This window comes from Catenulispora acidiphila DSM 44928, assembly GCF_000024025.1.
GTDB lineage: Bacteria > Actinomycetota > Actinomycetes > Streptomycetales > Catenulisporaceae > Catenulispora > Catenulispora acidiphila.
Window position 1 is genome coordinate 5,958,055 of record NC_013131.1, and the last position, 17,079, is coordinate 5,975,133.

The following is a 17,079-nucleotide window of genomic DNA, read 5'->3' on the forward strand; positions in this document are numbered from 1 at the left end:
TCTGCTCGCCCGCGCCCTCCCGCGCCCCCACCCCGGTACCGCCTGCTGCAAACACACGCGTTGCACACTGTCCGCCCATAACCTGTCAGCCTCGTCGCGAGGGGCCGTTTTGAGGATCACGCGCAGGCTCGGCGTCCTGGTCGCCGTCCCGCTCGCCGCGGTGTCCGGCTTCGGGGCCGTGGCGCTGACCGCCTCCGCCGGCGAGGCATGGCGCAGCGAGCAGCTGTGGTCGATGATGCACACCTCGGACGCGGCCGGGAAACTGTTGTCCCGCTTACAGGACGAGCGCACCGCGATGGCGCTGCTGCTCACCTCGCATCAGTCCCCGACGACGCCGGACGTCGCCACCCGGATCGCCGCGACCGACGCCGCCCTGGCGGACTATCGCAAACAGCTGACATCCATGCGGCACGCCACCCCGGCCACCCGCAGCCTGCTGGCCCGCATCGACCAGGACCTGGCGCAGCTGACGTCGCTGCGCGCGCAGATCAAGGCGAATTCCGCGCCGGCGCTGTCCTCGGTGGTGTTCCAGTACCGCATCGCGATCGCCGACCTGGACCAGCTGCGCGTCTCGGTGATCGGCGACGGCGCGGCCTCCCAGCCCATCGCCGCCCGGCTCCAGGCCGCGGACCTGTTGTATCAGGCCTCTGAGGCGACCGGGCAGGAGGAGTCGAACGTCCTGCGCTCGGCCGTCGGGCTCCCGCTGACGCCGGCCGCGGTCGCCGCGATCAGCCACGACCGGCAGTCCTACGACGACGCCATGGAAGCCTTCGACAGCGCCGCCCCGGCGGGCTGGAACGAGCGCCCGGACCAGGCGATGACCAGCTCGGACATCCTGACCGCCGAGCAGTACGAGGACCAGATATCCCGGCTGGGCCCGGGCGATCTGCTGGCCCTGGACAAGGACCAGTGGGTCCAGACGATGAGCGCCCGGCGCGCGGCGCTGGACGACGTCCGCGAGGACATGGACCTGGCGACCATGGCGGCGGTGGCGCAGCTGCGCGACCGGTCCGAGCGGATCGCCGAGATCGAGGCCGCCGCGGTCGCCGGGACCGCGCTGCTGGTGATCATGATCAGCCTGCGGCTCGGGCGGCCGATGATCAGAGGCCTGCGACAGTTGCGGGACGCCGCGCACGCCGTGGCCACCGAAGGGCTGCCGGCCGCCGTCGAGGAGCTGCGGACCACCGACTCCCTCACCGGCCGCACCCCCGAGGAGTTCGCCGAGCAGGCCGGCGACGCGCTGCCGCTGGGCGCCGGACGAGGCGACGCGCTGAACGCCGATGACCCCAAGGACGAGCTGGCCGCGGTCGCCCGCGCCTTCAACTCGGTGCACCGCGAAGCCCTGCGCACCGCTGCCGAGCAGGTGCTCCTGCGCGCCGGCGTGGGCGCCACCTTCGTCGCCCTCGCTCGCCGCGGCGAGCGCCTTACCGGCGCGCTGACCAGCGAGCTGGACCGCGCCGAGCGCTCCGAGCAGGACCCGGACCGGCTGGCCCGGCTGTTCGTGCTGGACCACCTGGCCGCGCGGATGGCGCGGAACAACGAGAGCCTGCTGGTGCTCGGCGGCGAGGGCTCGGCGCGGGTGCGCGAGCGCGCGGTGACGCTGCTGGACGTGGTCCGCGCCGCGCTCGGCCGGGTCGAGCGGTACACGCGGGTGGATCTGGAGTCCGTGGACCCGGCGATCCTCGTCGCGCCGCACGCCGTGGACCACCTGGTGCATCTGTGTGCTGAGCTGCTGGACAACGCCACCTCCTTCTCCGCGCCGGACAGCCGGGTGACGGTCGAGGGGCACCGGATGACCGACCGGGTGGTCGTCCAGATCGCCGACCGCGGTCTGGGCATGACCCCGGCCCGGCGCGCGGAGCTGAACACCCAGCTGGCCGCGCCGCGGCAGGTCGACAGCGACACGGTGCGGGCGATGGGCCTGACCGTGGTCGCGCACCTGGCCGCCTGGTACGGGATCGAGGTCCGGCTGCGGGCCCGGCCCGGAGGCGGCACGGTCGCCGAGGTCGGGCTGCCGCTCGGGGTGATCGCGGCCGACGGGGTCGCGGGTCTTGGTGCGGGTGCTGGCGCGGCGAACGGTTCCGCGCGTATGGCGTCGAGCGTGCTGCCAGAGGTCAACGGCGCCGGCTCCGCCGATAAGGACGCTGATTGGCCCGAGCTTCCTTTCCCCGACAGCGACGAGCCGGTGGGCGTCGGCGCCCAGGGAACCGCTTTCGCGGCGGCGCAGATTTCGGTGTCAGTTCCCACTTCGGGTCCGGCTTCGGCTCCGGTACCGGCCGAAGCGCCGTCCCCTGCCGAGGGCACGACCGTCAACGGTCTGCCGGTCCGCCGGCCGAAGGCTCAGTTGCCTGCGAAGGTGCGGCGGAACCCGGCGCCGCCCGCCAAGCCCGCGTCCCCAGAAGCCGCACCAACCTCCGCACCGACCTCCGCAGCGACCTCCGCACCAACCGACGAGCCCGGCAGCCACCCCGGGCCCGCCGTCAAGAGGCCCCGCATCGACCGGGATCCCGAGCATGTGGCGGCCACCATGGCCGCCTACGCGCGCGGGCTCTCCGGCCGCAGCGGGCCGAAACAGCAGTGACGCTCGACCCCTCACACCGTCCTCAACCCACGGGAACCGCCCCATGAACGAACCTGCACCCGATCTCCACGGCAGCCTCGACTGGCTGCTCAACGACTTCGCCCACGGGACCCCCGGGGTCCGGCACGCGCTGGCGGTCTCGGCCGACGGCATCGTCGTGGCCACCTCCCGGGACCTGGGCGAGGAACAGGGAGAGCAGCTCGCGGCGGTGGCCGCCGGCCTGGTGAGCCTGCTGGCCGGAGCCGCGCGGCTGCTGGAGTCCGAGCCGGTGCGCAGCAACCTGACCGAGCTCGGGGACGGCTTCCTGTTCTCCATGGCGGTCAGCGACGGCGCCTCGCTGCTGGTCTACGCCGAGCGCGAGTGCGACATCGGCCAGGTCACCTATGCCATGGCCGAGCTGATCAACCAGGTCGGGGACTCCCTGACGCCGACCGCCAGGGCCCGCATGCTCTCCGAGAGCAACCTGCCGGGGGCCCGCTGATGGCGGCTCCCACGATCGCCGCGAAGATCGTCGTGGCCGGCGGCTTCGGCGTCGGGAAGACCACGCTGGTCGGCGCGGTCTCCGAGATCCAGCCGCTGACCACCGAGGCGGAGATGACGCAGGCCGGGGTCGGGCTGGACGACGTCCACCTGATCCCGGCCAAGCGCAACACCACCGTGGCGATGGACTTCGGCCGCATCACCATCGCCGAGGACCTGATCCTGTACCTGTTCGGCACACCCGGACAGGAGCGGTTCTGGTTCTTCTGGGAGGAGCTCTCCCGAGGCGCCCTCGGCGCGGTGGTGCTGGCCGATGTGCGTCGGCTCGGTGACGCCTTCGCGGTCATCGACTTCTTCGAGGACCGCCACATCCCGCACGTCATAGCCGTGAACCAGTTCGACGGCGCGCAGGTGTACGGGCACGAAGAGCTGCGCCAGGCGCTCGCCCTGGAGGACGACACGCCGCTGCTGATCTGCGACGCCCGGCGGCGCGACTCGGCCAAGGGAGTCCTGGTCACGCTGCTGGAGCACGCGATCACCCAGCAGCGGATGCGCGAGGACCTGCCGTCCGACGACCGGATGAACTGATGGCCGCGGCCCGGGACGGAGCCCGGCGGGGTACGGACTGCCGCCGCCGCCCGCCGCACCGCCGGCGGGCCTTCGCGGCGCTGGCGCTGGCCGCCGCCACGGCCGCCGCCTCGGGCTGCGCGTTCGGCGGCGGCTACTACCGCTACAGCGACCCCGCCGCGCGTCCGGCCGGCGGGACGCCGCTGCCGGTGGGGCTGCTGCTGGACCTCTCCGGCGCCAACGGCTCGGCCGGCGCCGACGCCCGCGACGGCTTCCAGCTCTACGTCCGCCAGCACGGCGGCCGGCTCGGCGGGCGCCCGGCGCAGCTGACGATCTCCAACGAGGGCCCGACCCCGGCCGCCACCGCGACGACGATGCAGGACCTGCTGGCGCACGGCGTGCAGGCGGTCGTCGGCCCGATCGACTACGCGGGCTACGAGAGCGCGGCGCCGCTGGCCGACGCCGCGCACGTGCCGCTGGTCGGCGTGGTGGCGCGGCCGGACGTGACGGACATCAGCTACGTGTGGAACGTGGCGTTCCTGTCCACCGAGCCCGGCGCGGCGCTCGCGCCGTTCATCTACAACCACGTCAAGTCCCCGGTCTACGCGATCGGCGGCAACTACCCCGGCGACTGGGAGCAGGTCCGCGGCTTCACCGACGCCTACTACGCGCTCGGCGGCAGGCTCGCCAACCCCGAGAACCTGCCGACGTTCACCCCGGCTGCGTCCTTCGGCCCGGCGAACGCGACCACTGACTTCGCGCCGTATCTCCAGGCGATCAAGGCCTCCGGAGCGAAGGCGGTGTACTGCGCCTTCACCGGCGACGAGGCGGTGCGCTTCGTGCAGCAGTACGCGCGCTCGGTGGTCAAGAACATCCCGTTGTACGCGGTCGGGCTCGTCACCGACGGCCCGCTGCTCCAGCAGGAGGGCGCGGCGGCCACGAACATCACGTCGGTGCTGGACTACTCCCCCGACGTCGACACCGCCGCCAACCGCGCCTTCGTCTCGGCGTGGGCCGCCGGCCACGACGGACGCGAACCCAGCGTCTACTCGCTGACCGGCTACGACGCCGCGGCGCTGCTGGACCAGGCGGTCGCCCAGGCCGGGCCGAAGGCCGACGCCGCGTCGATCAACGCCGCGATCGGGGCGCTGGGGCGGATCGACAGCCCGCGGGGGGCGTGGCAGCTGGCGTCCTCGACGCACGCGCCGATCCAGAAGTGGTACCTGCGGCGGGTGCAGGTCGACGGGACGGCTTTGGCGAACGTGGAGATCGAGGAATTGGCTACGCTGCCTGATTGACAGCCCGCTGAGACACGGCGGTGCGGCGGTGCAGTGGTGCGGCGGTGGGTGGCTACGGGGGCATGGGGGTTCTGCGGTGGTGCGCGCGATGAGGATCGGCGTGGTCGGCGGGAGTATCGCGGGGTGCGCGGGGGCGCTGGCCGCCGCGCGGGCGGTGCCGGAGGCGGCGGTCGTGGTGTTCGAGCGGTCGGCCGGGGCGCTGCGGGATCGCGGGGCGGGGATCGGGATTCAGCATGAGCGGTTCGGGGAGTTGGCTGCGGCAGGGTTCTTGGATGCTTCGCTGCCTGCCACGGCCAATGACGCGCGGGAGTGGTACGTCTGGGACGGGGGTTCTGGTGACCGTCGCAAGGGGGGCGGTTCTGGTGGTCGTGGCAACAGCGATGGCGGCGGCACGTCCGGGCTCGGGAAGATGATCTTGCGGCAGCCGTTCCCGTTCGACGGCTACAACTGGGGACATCTGTACCGGTCGCTGCGGGGACGGCTGCCGTCCCGGGTCGAGTATCGGGGCGACGCGCGCGTGATGTCGGTGACGCCGACCGAGTCCGGAGCGTCGGTGACTCTGACCGACGGCGGCGTCGAGCACTTCGACCTGCTGCTCGGCGCCGACGGCTACCGCTCGGTGGTGCGCGAGGCGATGTTCCCGGGCGTAGTGCCGGACTACGCGGGCTACTTGTGCTGGCGCGGGTTGTCGGACTTCGCGCAGATCGAAGGGCTGCCGCACGGCGCCTTCTTCACGGTCGGCTTCCCGCACGGCCACCTGGTCGCGTATCCGATCCCCGCCGACGACGGTCGCGTGCACTTCAATTGGGTGCTGTACGCGACGGTCCCGCCCGAGGTCACCGGGGATCTGCGGACGGCGACGAGCATTCCGCCGGGCGCGGTCTCGGACGCCTTGCTGGACTTCATGGACGCGCTCCTGTCACGCGAGCTGCCGCCGCTGTGGGCGGAGGCGATCCGTAAGACCGCGCGCGAGGACGTGTTCATCCAGCCCATCTACGACTTCGAAGTCCCCGCGTACGCCAAGCACCGCATGCTGCTGCTCGGCGACGCGGGCGCGGTCAGCCGTCCCCACGCCGGCGCCGGCAGCGTGAAGGCGATGCAGGACGCCGCCGCCCTGCTCGACCTCTGGAGCACCGCCGCCGACCGCTCCGACCTCGGGGCTCTCGCCGCGCGTTACGACGCGGCGCGCCGTCCACCCGGCCACGCCATCGCCACCCTCGCCCGCCGCATCGGCGAGGCCCAGGTGCTGGACACGCCGGACTGGTCGGCGTTCGAGGAGGCAACGTTCGTGCCCTGGCTCGCCGCGCTGACGGCGATGCCGGACGGGACGGAGCTCGGCGGGCGGCGGTTGTGAGGGTGGGGCGCCGCACCGCTTAAGGGCTCGTCACCACCTGTCCGGCGTAGGACAGGTTCCCGCCGAAGCCGAACAGCAGCACCGGCGAGCCGGCGGGGATCTCGCGGCGCTCGACGAGCTTCGCCAGGGCGATGGGGATCGAGGCGGCGGAGGTGTTGCCGGACTCGATGACGTCCTTGGCCACGACCGCGTTCACCGCGCCGAGCTTGGCCGCCAAGGGCTCGATGATGCGCAGGTTCGCCTGGTGGAAGACCACGCCGGCCAGGTCCTCGGGGAGGATTCCGGCGCGCTCGCAGACCTGGCGGGCCAGGGCCGGGAGCTCGGTAGTGGTCCAGCGGAAGACGGTTTGGCCCTCCTGGGAGAAGCGGTTGGGGGTGCCCTCGATCACCACCGCGCGGCTGCGCTCGGGGACCGAACCCCACAGCACGGGGCTGATGCCGGGCTCCTCGGCGGCGGTGACCACCGCGGCGCCCGCGCCGTCGCCGACCAGGACGCAGGTGCTGCGGTCGGTCCAGTCGGTGACGTTGCTCATGAAGTCGGCGCCGACGACCACCGCGTTGCGCGCCTGGCCGCAGCGGATCGCCTGGTCCGCCAGCGCCAGGGCATGGGTGAAGCCGGAACAGACCACGTTCACGTCGATGGTCGCCGGACTCGCCATGCCCAGCCGCGCGGCGACCCGCGCCGCGGTGTTCGGACTGGCCGCGCCGGCGGTACTGGTGGCGACCAGGACCATGTCCACGTCCCGCACCCCGACCCCGGCACCGGCCAGCGCCTTCGCGGCAGCCGCGGCAGCGAACTCGTCGACCGTCTGCCCGGCCTCGGCGATCCGGCGGGTGCGCACCCCCACCCGCGAGGTGATCCATTCGTCACTCGTGTCGACCATCTCCGCCAGATCGGCGTTGGTGACAATACGATCCGGCTGGCTGTGGCCGAGGGCTGCGATCCGGGAACCAGGCACGCGACGCTCCTTTGTCTGCTCGCGGGACGGTTGTTCCCTACCGATCCTCGCGTGCTGACAACGGCCGCCCCGGTCACGGAAGCACCAAAGCCCTTCGTGTCGGCTCTGGAGGGTTCCGCCATAGGCCATCGGTGGCCGCTGCCGGAAAACGCGGTGGTTAGGGGAAACGCCGGCGGGGGGTGCGGCGCGCGGGCGGGCGCGCGGGGCGGCGCGGGGGGCGGCGCGGGGGGGGGTGGGCCGCGCGGGCGACGGTTGAGGGACCGGAGCGCTCGCAGCGGCGGATCCGAGCTCTCGCGGTGACGGGCCGGAGCTCTCGCGGCGCGGGCAATGCGTTATGCGTACTCCGGCGTCATCGCCGCAGCCATCCGAAGATGCTTCTCGGCCTCGGCGCCACGCCCTTGGCGCTCCAGCGTCCGACCGAGCATCAGCCGGGCGTAGGAATCGGCGGCGTAGTCGGCGAGCGTCGCCTCCAGCACCTGCCGCGCACGCCCCAACTGCGCCGAGGCGAAGTACGCCGAAGCGGCAACACGGCGGATGTTCGGGTCCTGACCATGCTCGGCGAGCAACGGCTCCAGCACCACGAGCGCGCCGAGCGGATCCGACAGCGCCATCAACTCCTCGACCCAGCGCAGCCGCTGGACCTCGGCCGGGAGACCGCGCGCGCCATCGGCGGGCTCGACGAGGAACTCTCCGATGGTCGCCGGAGACATCGCGAACTCCAGCAGCCTGTCGCCGATCGCGAGAGTCGGCGAGACGCTGATGCCACGCGCCTTCCCGATCAGCAGGAGTTCGCGGAGACGCGCGCGGCCCGCATCGGCAGAGTCCTCGGAAGCCAGCAGCGCGCCACCCTCCGGGAAGCCCGCGCGGTCGGCGATCGCGGCGAGCTCGCCCGCGTCCCGCACGTCATGCGAGGCCAGCAACTCGGCGGCGACCCGCCCCTGCAGCTCCGCACCACCGCGCTCCTCGGCAAGCAGCAGCAGCCGAAGAGCATCACGCGGCGCATCAGGATCGGCGGCATCAGTCAGCAGCGGACGCCACACCACCTCGGCAGCGACATCAGCCACCGCCAACGCCACCCGCAGCCGCTCAGCCGCGACGAACGTCCACGGATTGGCGACGTCAGCCCACATCTCGATACGCATGCCGCCCACAACGCGCGTCGAAGAACGAACATTCCGGCGAGCCGAGACGCCCCGTCAGCCCCCACTTCACACCCCGCCCCATTCCGGGGGACACCCACCCTCGTATGTATTGTCCCGAATGGTCAACCGCCGAAAGAAGGCCCCGCGGACAAAGACCGCCCGATCGGACCAGCCCTCACCGGGGTCGCCTCACCGGGGTCGCCTCGCCGACGTCGCCTCACCGAGGTCGCCACGCCGACGTCATCCCACCGAGGTCGCCACGCCGACGTCGCCTCGTCGGCAACAGCGCGCGCCAGAAACGCCGCGCCTACAACTCCGCGGGCTGCGTTGCCGAGAATCGGGCTTCGACCGCCGCGTACACGGTCTGGCGTGTCGGTTCCAGATCGAGGGCGGGCGGGCCTTCGTCGGGCATGGCGCCGGGGGCTGCGCCTGACATGGTGTACATCATGCGGGTGTGGGGGGCTGGGGTGGCGCCGGTGGACAGGCCGGTGTCGGCGAGTTCGAGGAGGGTGGTGAGGTGGGAGCCGAGGGCGGCGGTGTATTCGCGGGCTCGGCGGATGGCTTCGGTGACGGCTTCGGTGCGGGCGGTGCGGTAGACGGGGGAGTCGCGGCGGAGGCTCCAGAAGGGGCCGTCGATGGTGCGGCCTTCGGCGTCGGCGATTCTGGTGACCATTTCGCCGAGGATGGTGAAGTCCTTCACCACGATGCGGATGCGGACTGAGCCCTGATATGGGCCGGGCTTGTCGCGCTTGGTGCGCCATTCCGGGTAGACCGAGAAGCGGCCGGTTTCCAGTTTCTCCAAGGCCTCGCCGTATTCGGCTTTGAGTTGGTCGAGAAGATCCTTGTTGCGGCGGGTCAGCTGCTCCAGGGCGGTGCGGCGGTCTTTGTCGCGGGCGGTGACTGTGACCGCGAATTCGCACAGTTCGGGGTCCGCTTCGACGTTCGCCTCGCCGCGGACGCTGACGACGATGGGGGTGCCGGCGGTCTGATCCGTCATGACCGCCAGTCTGCCGCAGGGAGGGGGTGCTGCGCTTGGGGAACTCCGCTGAAAGACGCCGCCGGATGCGCCTGCGGGGCAGGCCATCGCCGAGGTCTCAGGAGCGCACCAGTCGGGCGATCGCCTCGTTCGCCTCCTTGACCTTGGCGTCCGCCTCCGGTCCGCCGACCGCCAGGGCGTCGGCGACGCAGTGCGCGACGTGCTCCTCCAGCAGTCCGAGCGCGACTGACTGCAGCGCCTTGGTGACCGCGGAGATCTGCGTGAGGATGTCTATGCAGTACTTGTCCTCGTCGACCATCCGCTGCAGGCCGCGGACCTGGCCCTCGATGCGGCGCAGCCGCTTGGTGTAGTCGTCCTTGCGGTCGGTGTACCCGTGCATGGCGCGTTTCCCCATCCGTCGTCGTCGCGGCTCCAAGTATACCCCCGAGGGGTAGTCGGCCGGTAAGATCAACGCCATGAGTGACTCCGACTCCGGCACCGCCAGGCCCATCACGATCGTCGGCGACCCGGTGCTGCACCGCCCGTGCGCCCCGGTGGAGGAGTTCGACGACCGGCTGGCCGGGCTCGTGGCCGACATGTTCGCCTCGATGTACGCCGCCGAGGGCGTGGGGCTGGCCGCCAACCAGATCGGCGTGCCGCTGCGGGTGTTCGTCTACGACTGCCAGGACGACGACGGCGTCGAGCACGTCGGCCACGTCGTGAACCCGGTCCTGGCCGAGCAGCCGCCCGACCGGCGCCAGCTCGACGACTCCGCCGAGGGCTGCCTGTCGGTGCCCGGGCCGCACCATGAGCTGGCGCGCCCGGACTACGCGCGGGTGACCGGCGTGGACCTGCACGGCGAGCCGATCACCGTGGAGGGCACCGGCTACTTCGCCCGCTGCCTCCAGCACGAGTTCGACCACCTCGAGGGCCGGCTCTACATCGACCGGCTGAGCAAGCGCCAGCGCAAGAACGTGCTGGCCGAGATGGAGCGGATGCAGGAGGAGAAGGCGAAGAGAGCGGCGGAGCCCACGGAGACGAAGGAAGCGAAGGAAGCGAAGGAAGCGAAGGAAACGAAGACCGCGGGCACGGGGAAGTCGTCCGCACCGGCGAACTAAGGCAGCGCCGCAAACGCCGCAACCCAAAAACACCGAAGGGCCCGCATCACACGGGCCCTTCGTCACGCCGCGACCGCCCTCACCCTCACCCGCCGCTCGACTGCGGCAGCGGACCGCCGGTCTGCCCGGTGGAACTCGTCGAGCTCGGCTTCGGCTTCGTCGGCCGCGACCGCGTCGAGGACGGCGGCTGCGACTTCGACGACGTCGACCCGCCCCCGGACGTGGTCGTCGTGGACTTCCCGCCGCTGCTGCTCGTGGTGGTCGTCGGCGACGGCGGCTGGTAGGTGCCGGTCGGCGACGGCGGCGAGGGCAGCCCGGTCGAGGACTTGCCCGGGGTCGCGCCGGTGGTCCCGGTGGTCGAGCCCGACGGGCTCAGCGGGTTCATCGGCGCCGCCTGGTTGTTCTGCGCGGTGAAGGTGAACTTCTGCGCGGTCGTGCCCTCCACCGCCTTGTCCATGTACGCGGCCCACAGCGGCGCGGCGACAGCGCCGCCGCCGACGGTGTCCTTGCCGGCCATGCCGTTGATCGGGGTCAGCGCCCCGCCGTCGGTCTGTCCCCAGACCGCGACCGCCGTGGACAGCGTCGGGGTGTAGCCGACGAACCAGACCGAGCCCAGCTTCGAGCCGTCGCCGGGCAGGTCGGTGGTGCCGGTCTTGCCGGCCACGTCACGGCCGTCGGCCAGCTGCGCGCCGCCGCCGGAGCCGTTGGTCACCACGTTCTGCAGCGCCTGGGTCACCTGGTCGGCGACCTGGGGGGTGAAGGCCTGCTTGGCCAGGCTCTGGTGCGCGTAGATGGTCTTGCCGCCCTGCTGCACGCTGGCGACCGTGTACGGGTCGACCTGCGAGCCGTGCGCGGCGAACGTGCCGTAGGCGGCGGCCATCTGCTCGGGGTTGGTGGACACCACGCCCAGCGGCAGCGCCGGCAGCGACTGCTGCTGCGCGGTCACCGGGATGCCGGCGGCGCGCGCGGCGTCGGCGACCTTGGTCATCCCGATCTTCTGTCCCATCTCGACGAACACGGTGTTGATCGACTGGTTCAGCGCGTACTGCACCGAGACGTCGCCGTAGCTCGTCCCGCCCTCGTTCGGGATCACCGTGTTGCTGTTCGGGAGGTGGAAGGGCGAGGTGCCGTCGAAGGTGTCGCTGACCGTGCCGCCGTTCTGCAGGTACGCGGCCAGCGCGAAGGTCTTGAACGACGAGCCCGGGGACAGCGTGCCCTGCCAGGAGGCGTTGAAGGCCTCCTTGGAGTAGTCGTCGCCGCCGTACAGGACGCGGACCGCGCCGTCTCCGGGGACGACCGTCGAGATCGCGGTGTGCACGTCAGCGTCGACGGGCCGCTTGCTCGCGTTGAGCTGGCTGGTGATCTGTGCCTTCACCGCGGCGGCCGCCGCGTCCTGCATCTTGGCGTCGAAGGTGGTGTAGATCGTGTAGCCGCCGGTCTCCAGCTGCTCGCGGCTGAGCCCGGTCTTCTGCTCGGCCTCGCCGATCGCTTCCTCGATCAGGTACTCGTCCTGGTTGTCGGTCTCGCTGCTGGGCCGCGGCCAGGGCGCCAGCGCCGGGAACTGCTGCGCGGCGCGGTCGGCGGGGGTCAGCTTGCCCATGGTGACCAGGCCGTCGAGCACGTAGTTCCAGCGTGCCTGGAGCTTGGCCATGATCGAGGGGTCCTTGGGCGCCAGCTCGTAGTACGAGGGGGCGTTCACCAGAGCGGCCATCACGGCGCCCTCGGCGACCGAGAGCTGGTTGATGTCCTTGCTGAACCAGGCGCGGGCGCCCATCTGGACGCCGGAGGCGCCGCGGCCGAAGTACACGGTGTTGAGGTAGCCCTGCAGGATCTCGGACTTGGGCTGCTTCTCCGAGATCTTCAGGGCTATGACCGCTTCCTTGACCTTGCGCGACAGGGTGCGCTCGTCGGTGAGGTAGGCGTTCTTCACGTACTGCTGCGTGATCGTGGAGCCACCCTGCGTGGAGCCGCCGCCAAGGTCGTTGAGCAGGGCACGGGCCGTGCCGGTGAGCGAGATCGCGCCGTCGGACCAGAAGTTGCGGTCCTCGGCGGACAGGAAGGCGTTCTGCACCGGGACCGGGACCTGCGCCAGCGGCACGTCCTGGCGGATCTCCGGACCGCGCCGGCCCAGCACCACGCCCTTGTCGTCGACCACGGTCAGGTGCTGCTGGGTCACCGTCTCGTTGATCGGCGGGATGGAGATCGACGCGTAGACCGCCCACGCCCCGCCGGTCACCAGCAGCACGAACGCGATCAGCGTGCTGGCGACCAGCCGCCAGGACGGCAGCCAGTGCCGCAGCCCGGCCTTCCCGCGGCGCGGGTAGTCGATCACACGCAGGGCCATGGGGAACGGCTCCTCATCCGGGCCCCTGCCGACTCGGCAGACCCTTTGCAGTCATTGTCTTCGGACGTCAACACATCAGACCATCGTGATCTGAAGAAACTGAAAATATACGGAGGAACCGGTCGTGATCCACCTCTCATCACGGTCCGCGTCCTCCCGCCGACGGATCGAGTAGTTGCGAACTCTTCGCAACTGCAAAATAATCGCGTCTGGGGCGGGCCGCCGTCCTCCCCCGCCGCCGAGCCCGGCGGCGGCCTGTCAGCGAGCAGTAGGGGGCGTCCAGCGCCATGACCGCGACCACAGCAGGCACCGACAGCGCGGGCCCGGCCACGACGGCCGCGCCGGCCGGATCCCGGCTGGCCCGCATCCGGGCGAGCCTGACCCCCGCCGAGTGGGGACGGGTCGGGGGCATGTTCGGCTTCATCGCGCTGCTGCACGTGGTCGGCTGGGGCATCCTGGCCGCGCTGGTCGTCCCGGGCCACTACCAGCTGCAGGGCGGCCTGTTCGGCTTCGGCACCGGTCTGACCGCCTACACCCTGGGCATGCGGCACGCCTTCGACGCCGACCACATCGCGGCGATCGACAACACCACCCGCAAGCTGATGGCCGAGGGCAAGCGCCCGCTGTCGGTCGGCTTCTGGTTCTCCCTGGGGCACTCCACGATCGTGGTCGTCCTGACCCTGCTGCTGGGCCTCGGGCTGAAGGGCCTGGGAGTCGAGCTGAGCGATGACAAGTCCGGGCTGCACAGCTTCGGCGGCCTGATCGGGACCACGGTCTCCGGCACGTTCCTGTACCTGATCGCGATCATCAACCTGGTGGTGCTGGTCGGGATCCTGAAGGTGTTCCGGCAGATGCGGCGCGGGGAGTTCGACGAGGCCACGCTCGAGGAGCACCTGAACAACCGCGGCCTGATGAACCGGTTCCTGGGCCGGGCCATGAAGGCGGTGACCAAGCCCTGGCAGATCTACCCGGTCGGCGTGCTGTTCGGGCTGGGCTTCGACACCGTCACCGAGGTCGGGCTGCTGGTGCTGGCCGGCACGTCGGTGGCCTCGGGGCTGCCCTGGTACGCGGTGATGTGCCTGCCGGTCCTGTTCGCCGCGGGCATGTCGCTGCTGGACACCATCGACGGCTCGTTCATGAACTTCGCCTACGGCTGGGCCTTCTCCAAGCCGGTGCGCAAGGTGTTCTACAACATCACGATCACCGGCCTGTCGGTGGCCGTGGCGCTGATCATCGGCACCATCGAGCTGCTGAGCATCCTGCAGGACAAGCTGAACCTGACCGGCGGCTTCTGGAACTGGATCGCCAACGTCGACCTGAACAGCATCGGGTTCGCCATCGTGGGCATGTTCCTGCTGGTGTGGCTGGCCGCCGTGGCGGTGTGGAAGTTCGGCCGGATCGAGCAGAAGTGGACCGCGGCGCTGCCGGTGGCCGAGGATGTTACCGACCAGTAGGATCATGGCATGACCGCAGCAGAGCAAGAGCCTTTCGACGTCGGCGCCTTCCTGACCGCCGCCGTCCCCATGGTCGGCACGCTGGCCCTGGAGTACGTCGAGGTCGCGCCGGAGCGCGCCGTGCTGAAGTTCCGCGACCAGGCGCCGTATCGGAACCACATCGGCGGACCCCACGCCGGCGCGATGTTCACGCTGGCGGAATCCGCCTCCGGCGCGATCGTCGCCGCCGCGTTCGGCCACCTCATGGCTGAAGCCACTCCCCTGCCCACCACCGCCACCATCGACTTCAAGAAGGTCGCGCGCGGCGACATCACGGCCACCGCCACGCTCGGGCGACCGGTCGACGACATCCTGGCCGAGCTCAAGGGCGGCACCCGCCCCGAGTTCCCCATCCACGTCGCCATCCAGCGCGACAACGACGCAGCCGTCACCGGCGAGATGACCATCATCTGGACCCTGCGGCCCAATAACTGAATACCCGCCCACCCGTCGCCCACCACCACCCGTTAAGGAGACGCTGCGCGTCGCAGGTTTCACTCACATATAAAACGTCGCGAGAGCGCAAAAGGTTGCTTCCCAATTTGCCAGCGAGCCCGCCGGACGATCTTCGCTCCGGCGGGCCGCACCTGGTCAGGGAACTGATTCACCGTCAGGACACACAGAGCACCGAACCCTGGGCCACCGCGCTGAGGACCCGTGCGCCGTCCTCCGCCACGGCGTACAGGTCGCACCGGCACACGGCCTGGCGTCGTCCGGTGTAGGTGACCTCAGCCTCGGCCCGCAGCGTCACCCCGGACGCCGGCCGCACATAGCTGATGGTGACTCCGCTGGTGAGTACCTCCGGGCCGAGCGTCGAGCCGGCCGCGAAGGTGATGGCGTTGTCCGCCGCGTAGGCGAGGACTCCGCCGTGCAGGAACCCGTTCTGCTGCTTGAGGTTTTCGCGCATGGGGACCGCTAGGATCGCGCGCCCCTTTTCGAAGACCTCCAGCCGGGCCCCGAGCAAAACGCTGAACGGCTGCGCGGCTAACACCATGCGCGCCGTTCCGATGTCGAGGGTGACCATGGAGGTCCATTGAGCGGATCGCAGAGCCCGGCGTCAAATCGGCGGGCGGGGTGGGGTCCCCGTGAGATCCCGGCAAGGTTCCCGGTGGCGTAGATTCCTGCCGTGGATCCCGACACCCTGCCCGCACCGTTGCCGCGCGGCAACCACGGCCTGAGCCGCGAGGAGGTCAGCGCGGCGCAACGCACGCGGCTCCTGAACGGGATGCTGGAGGTCGTGGCCGAGCGCGGGTACGCCGCGGCGACGGTCGGCGCGGTGCTGTCGCGGGCCCGCATCTCCCGCCAGACGTTCTACGAGCACTTCACCGACAAGCAGGACTGCTTCCTGGCCGCCTTCGACCGCTCGGCGGACCGCTTCGCCCTGCTCATCGAGCACTCCCTCGGCTCCCCGAAGGACCCGGCGCTGCAACGCCTGGACCGCATCATCGAGGCCTACCTGGGAGCCCTGGCCGCCAACCCGACCCTGGCCCGCATCTTCATGATCGAGATCTACGCCGCCGGCTACCCCGCCGTCTCCCGCCGCCTGGCCCGCGCCGAAGCCTTCGCCGCGATCCTGGCCGAAGCCGTCACCATCGGCCGCCCCTGGCGCGGCGGCCTGGACCCGCTGTTCGTGGCGCGCGCCGTCACCGGAGCCGTCAGCGGCCTGGTGACCGAGCAGATCAACGCCGGGGAGATCAAGTCGCTGCCGGAACTGCGGCCGCAGATCGTCGCGTTCGTGGCGGGGTTGTCGGCGGAAGACTGAGCCGGGATGGCGACTACGCCGGTGAGCAGGCCCAGGAGTCGAGCCCGCGCGCTCCGGCGGGCGCGTCAACCGTGATGGCCGCCGCCGCCGAAGCCGCCCGAACCCGCGTGGTGGCCGGAATGCGAGCCGAAGTCGGTCGGCGTGTGATGGTGGTGGCCTCCGCCGGAGCCGTGCGAGCTGTACGTGTCGAGCCGGTACTCCAGGCGTAGAACCGTCGTCAGTTCTTTGGTCATCTTCGCGATGCCGCTGGACAGCGCCTCGGCCACAGCCGCCGCCAATTCGGCGTCGGCAGCCGTCGCCGCGGCGCGCATGCTCTCGGTGACTTCCTCGGGAACGGCGAACCGGGCCAGCCGCCTGCGCGCCACCAGCCGATGCGGCCCGCGGTACAGACAGGGACCCAGGCCGCAGGCGTGGACGATGCCGGCCAGCGCGTGGTCGTCAGCGGTCGCGGACACCTCGCCGTGCGCCACGCGATCGATCCGGGCGCGCGCCGAGGACACCCGTTCTTGATCGCGCACCGTGATGTGCGTGTATCTGGCCAGGCCCTGTGCGCGGCGCTCGACCCGGATCACCTGCTGACGTCCCAGCAGCGCGACGTACTGGCCCAGCGCCGCTTCGGACTCACCCGACGCGCGCTGCCCCCGCAGCCACTCCTCGACCTTCGGCGGCTTCGCCTCGGAGCTCAGCGAGTGCAAGGCGTGGTCCACCAATCGATGGCCGACCGGCGAGGCGTCCTTGGTCGCGATCCGGCCCTCCTCCACCGCCACTCGCCCGGCCAGGCTCAGCTCCAGCAGTTCCACGGCGCGCAGCGCGGGCGACATGCGCTCGACGTTCCGGATCCTGCCGCTGCGCGGATGGATGGCGAGCAGTAGGAGATCCTCCCCCAGTGTCATAACTCTGAGGTTAGACGCGCGTGGCGCCCTAAGCCATAGATCAGCGCTCTGAGCTACAGCTCACCCCTGCTCGGACGACTGGTCCCGGTCACAGCGAACCCGGCACCCCTGTG

Annotated in this window: 16 protein-coding genes; 9 read left to right on the top strand and 7 right to left on the bottom strand. The window is 71.1% G+C overall.

Annotated elements, in window-relative coordinates:
- The first annotated feature begins 109 nt into the window (after positions 1-109).
- From CACI_RS25630 to CACI_RS25650, 5 genes are all read left to right on the top strand, one after another.
- Positions 110-2,581 (top strand): sensor histidine kinase, encoded by a 2,472-nt coding sequence (locus tag CACI_RS25630; RefSeq protein WP_041540456.1) that lies wholly within the window; start codon positions 110-112, stop codon positions 2,579-2,581.
- Positions 2,582-2,624: 43 nt separating this feature from the next.
- Positions 2,625-3,062: a roadblock/LC7 domain-containing protein gene (locus CACI_RS25635; protein ID WP_015793772.1), complete on the top strand. Its 438-nt coding sequence runs from the start codon at positions 2,625-2,627 to the stop codon at positions 3,060-3,062.
- Positions 3,062-3,649: a GTP-binding protein gene (locus CACI_RS25640; protein WP_015793773.1), complete on the top strand. Its 588-nt coding sequence runs from the start codon at positions 3,062-3,064 to the stop codon at positions 3,647-3,649. The genes CACI_RS25635 and CACI_RS25640 overlap by 1 nt, the downstream gene beginning before the upstream one ends.
- Positions 3,649-4,926, top strand: a complete 1,278-nt coding sequence (locus tag CACI_RS25645; RefSeq protein ID WP_015793774.1) for an ABC transporter substrate-binding protein — start codon at positions 3,649-3,651, stop codon at positions 4,924-4,926. Before CACI_RS25640 ends, CACI_RS25645 begins: the two co-directional genes overlap by 1 nt.
- Before the next feature lie 88 nt (positions 4,927-5,014).
- Complete coding sequence (locus tag CACI_RS25650) at positions 5,015-6,280, top strand: FAD-dependent monooxygenase (RefSeq protein WP_015793775.1); 1,266 nt, start codon at positions 5,015-5,017, stop codon at positions 6,278-6,280.
- A gap of 19 nt (positions 6,281-6,299) precedes the next feature.
- On the opposite strand, the gene CACI_RS25655 is transcribed toward CACI_RS25650, so the two are convergent.
- The 4 genes from CACI_RS25655 to CACI_RS25670 form a co-directional block, all read right to left on the bottom strand.
- Positions 6,300-7,238 (bottom strand): beta-ketoacyl-ACP synthase III, encoded by a 939-nt coding sequence (locus CACI_RS25655; protein WP_015793776.1) that lies wholly within the window; start codon positions 7,236-7,238, stop codon positions 6,300-6,302.
- A 332-nt stretch (positions 7,239-7,570) separates the two neighbouring features.
- The gene (locus CACI_RS25660; RefSeq protein ID WP_041540457.1) at positions 7,571-8,380 is read right to left on the bottom strand and encodes a tetratricopeptide repeat protein; all 810 of its coding nucleotides are present in this window, start codon (positions 8,378-8,380) and stop codon (positions 7,571-7,573) included.
- Between the two features lie 307 nt (positions 8,381-8,687).
- Entirely contained in the window at positions 8,688-9,377 is a 690-nt protein-coding gene (locus CACI_RS25665) for an SIMPL domain-containing protein (RefSeq protein ID WP_015793778.1), read from the bottom strand.
- Between the two features lie 97 nt (positions 9,378-9,474).
- Positions 9,475-9,756 carry a metal-sensitive transcriptional regulator gene (locus tag CACI_RS25670; RefSeq protein WP_015793779.1) on the bottom strand — a complete coding sequence of 94 codons (282 nt, stop codon included), beginning with the start codon at positions 9,754-9,756 and terminating at the stop codon, positions 9,475-9,477.
- Positions 9,757-9,832: 76 nt separating this feature from the next.
- Here CACI_RS25670 and def point away from each other — a divergent pair, with 76 nt between their 5' ends.
- Entirely contained in the window at positions 9,833-10,474 is a 642-nt protein-coding gene (gene def, locus CACI_RS25675) for a peptide deformylase (RefSeq protein ID WP_015793780.1), read from the top strand.
- A gap of 85 nt (positions 10,475-10,559) precedes the next feature.
- Here the strand turns inward: def and CACI_RS25680 are convergent, their stop codons facing one another.
- Positions 10,560-12,818: a transglycosylase domain-containing protein gene (locus CACI_RS25680; RefSeq protein ID WP_015793781.1), complete on the bottom strand. Its 2,259-nt coding sequence runs from the start codon at positions 12,816-12,818 to the stop codon at positions 10,560-10,562.
- 287 nt (positions 12,819-13,105) lie between these two features.
- Between CACI_RS25680 and CACI_RS25685 the strand changes: the two genes are divergently transcribed.
- Both CACI_RS25685 and CACI_RS25690 read left to right on the top strand, forming a co-directional pair.
- A complete protein-coding gene (locus CACI_RS25685; protein WP_015793782.1) occupies positions 13,106-14,272 on the top strand; it encodes a Nickel transporter NicT in 1,167 nt (388 codons plus the stop codon).
- A 9-nt stretch (positions 14,273-14,281) separates the two neighbouring features.
- A complete protein-coding gene (locus CACI_RS25690; protein ID WP_015793783.1) occupies positions 14,282-14,746 on the top strand; it encodes a DUF4442 domain-containing protein in 465 nt (154 codons plus the stop codon).
- 175 nt (positions 14,747-14,921) lie between these two features.
- Here the strand turns inward: CACI_RS25690 and CACI_RS25695 are convergent, their stop codons facing one another.
- Positions 14,922-15,335: a PaaI family thioesterase gene (locus tag CACI_RS25695; RefSeq protein WP_015793784.1), complete on the bottom strand. Its 414-nt coding sequence runs from the start codon at positions 15,333-15,335 to the stop codon at positions 14,922-14,924.
- 102 nt (positions 15,336-15,437) lie between these two features.
- On the opposite strand from CACI_RS25695, the gene CACI_RS25700 reads away from it, so the two are divergent.
- On the top strand, positions 15,438-16,073 hold the full coding sequence (locus CACI_RS25700; RefSeq protein WP_015793785.1) for a TetR/AcrR family transcriptional regulator: 636 nt from the start codon (positions 15,438-15,440) through the stop codon (positions 16,071-16,073).
- Between the two features lie 65 nt (positions 16,074-16,138).
- On the opposite strand, the gene CACI_RS25705 is transcribed toward CACI_RS25700, so the two are convergent.
- Positions 16,139-16,966: a GOLPH3/VPS74 family protein gene (locus CACI_RS25705; protein WP_015793786.1), complete on the bottom strand. Its 828-nt coding sequence runs from the start codon at positions 16,964-16,966 to the stop codon at positions 16,139-16,141.
- Positions 16,967-17,079: the final 113 nt, after the last annotated feature.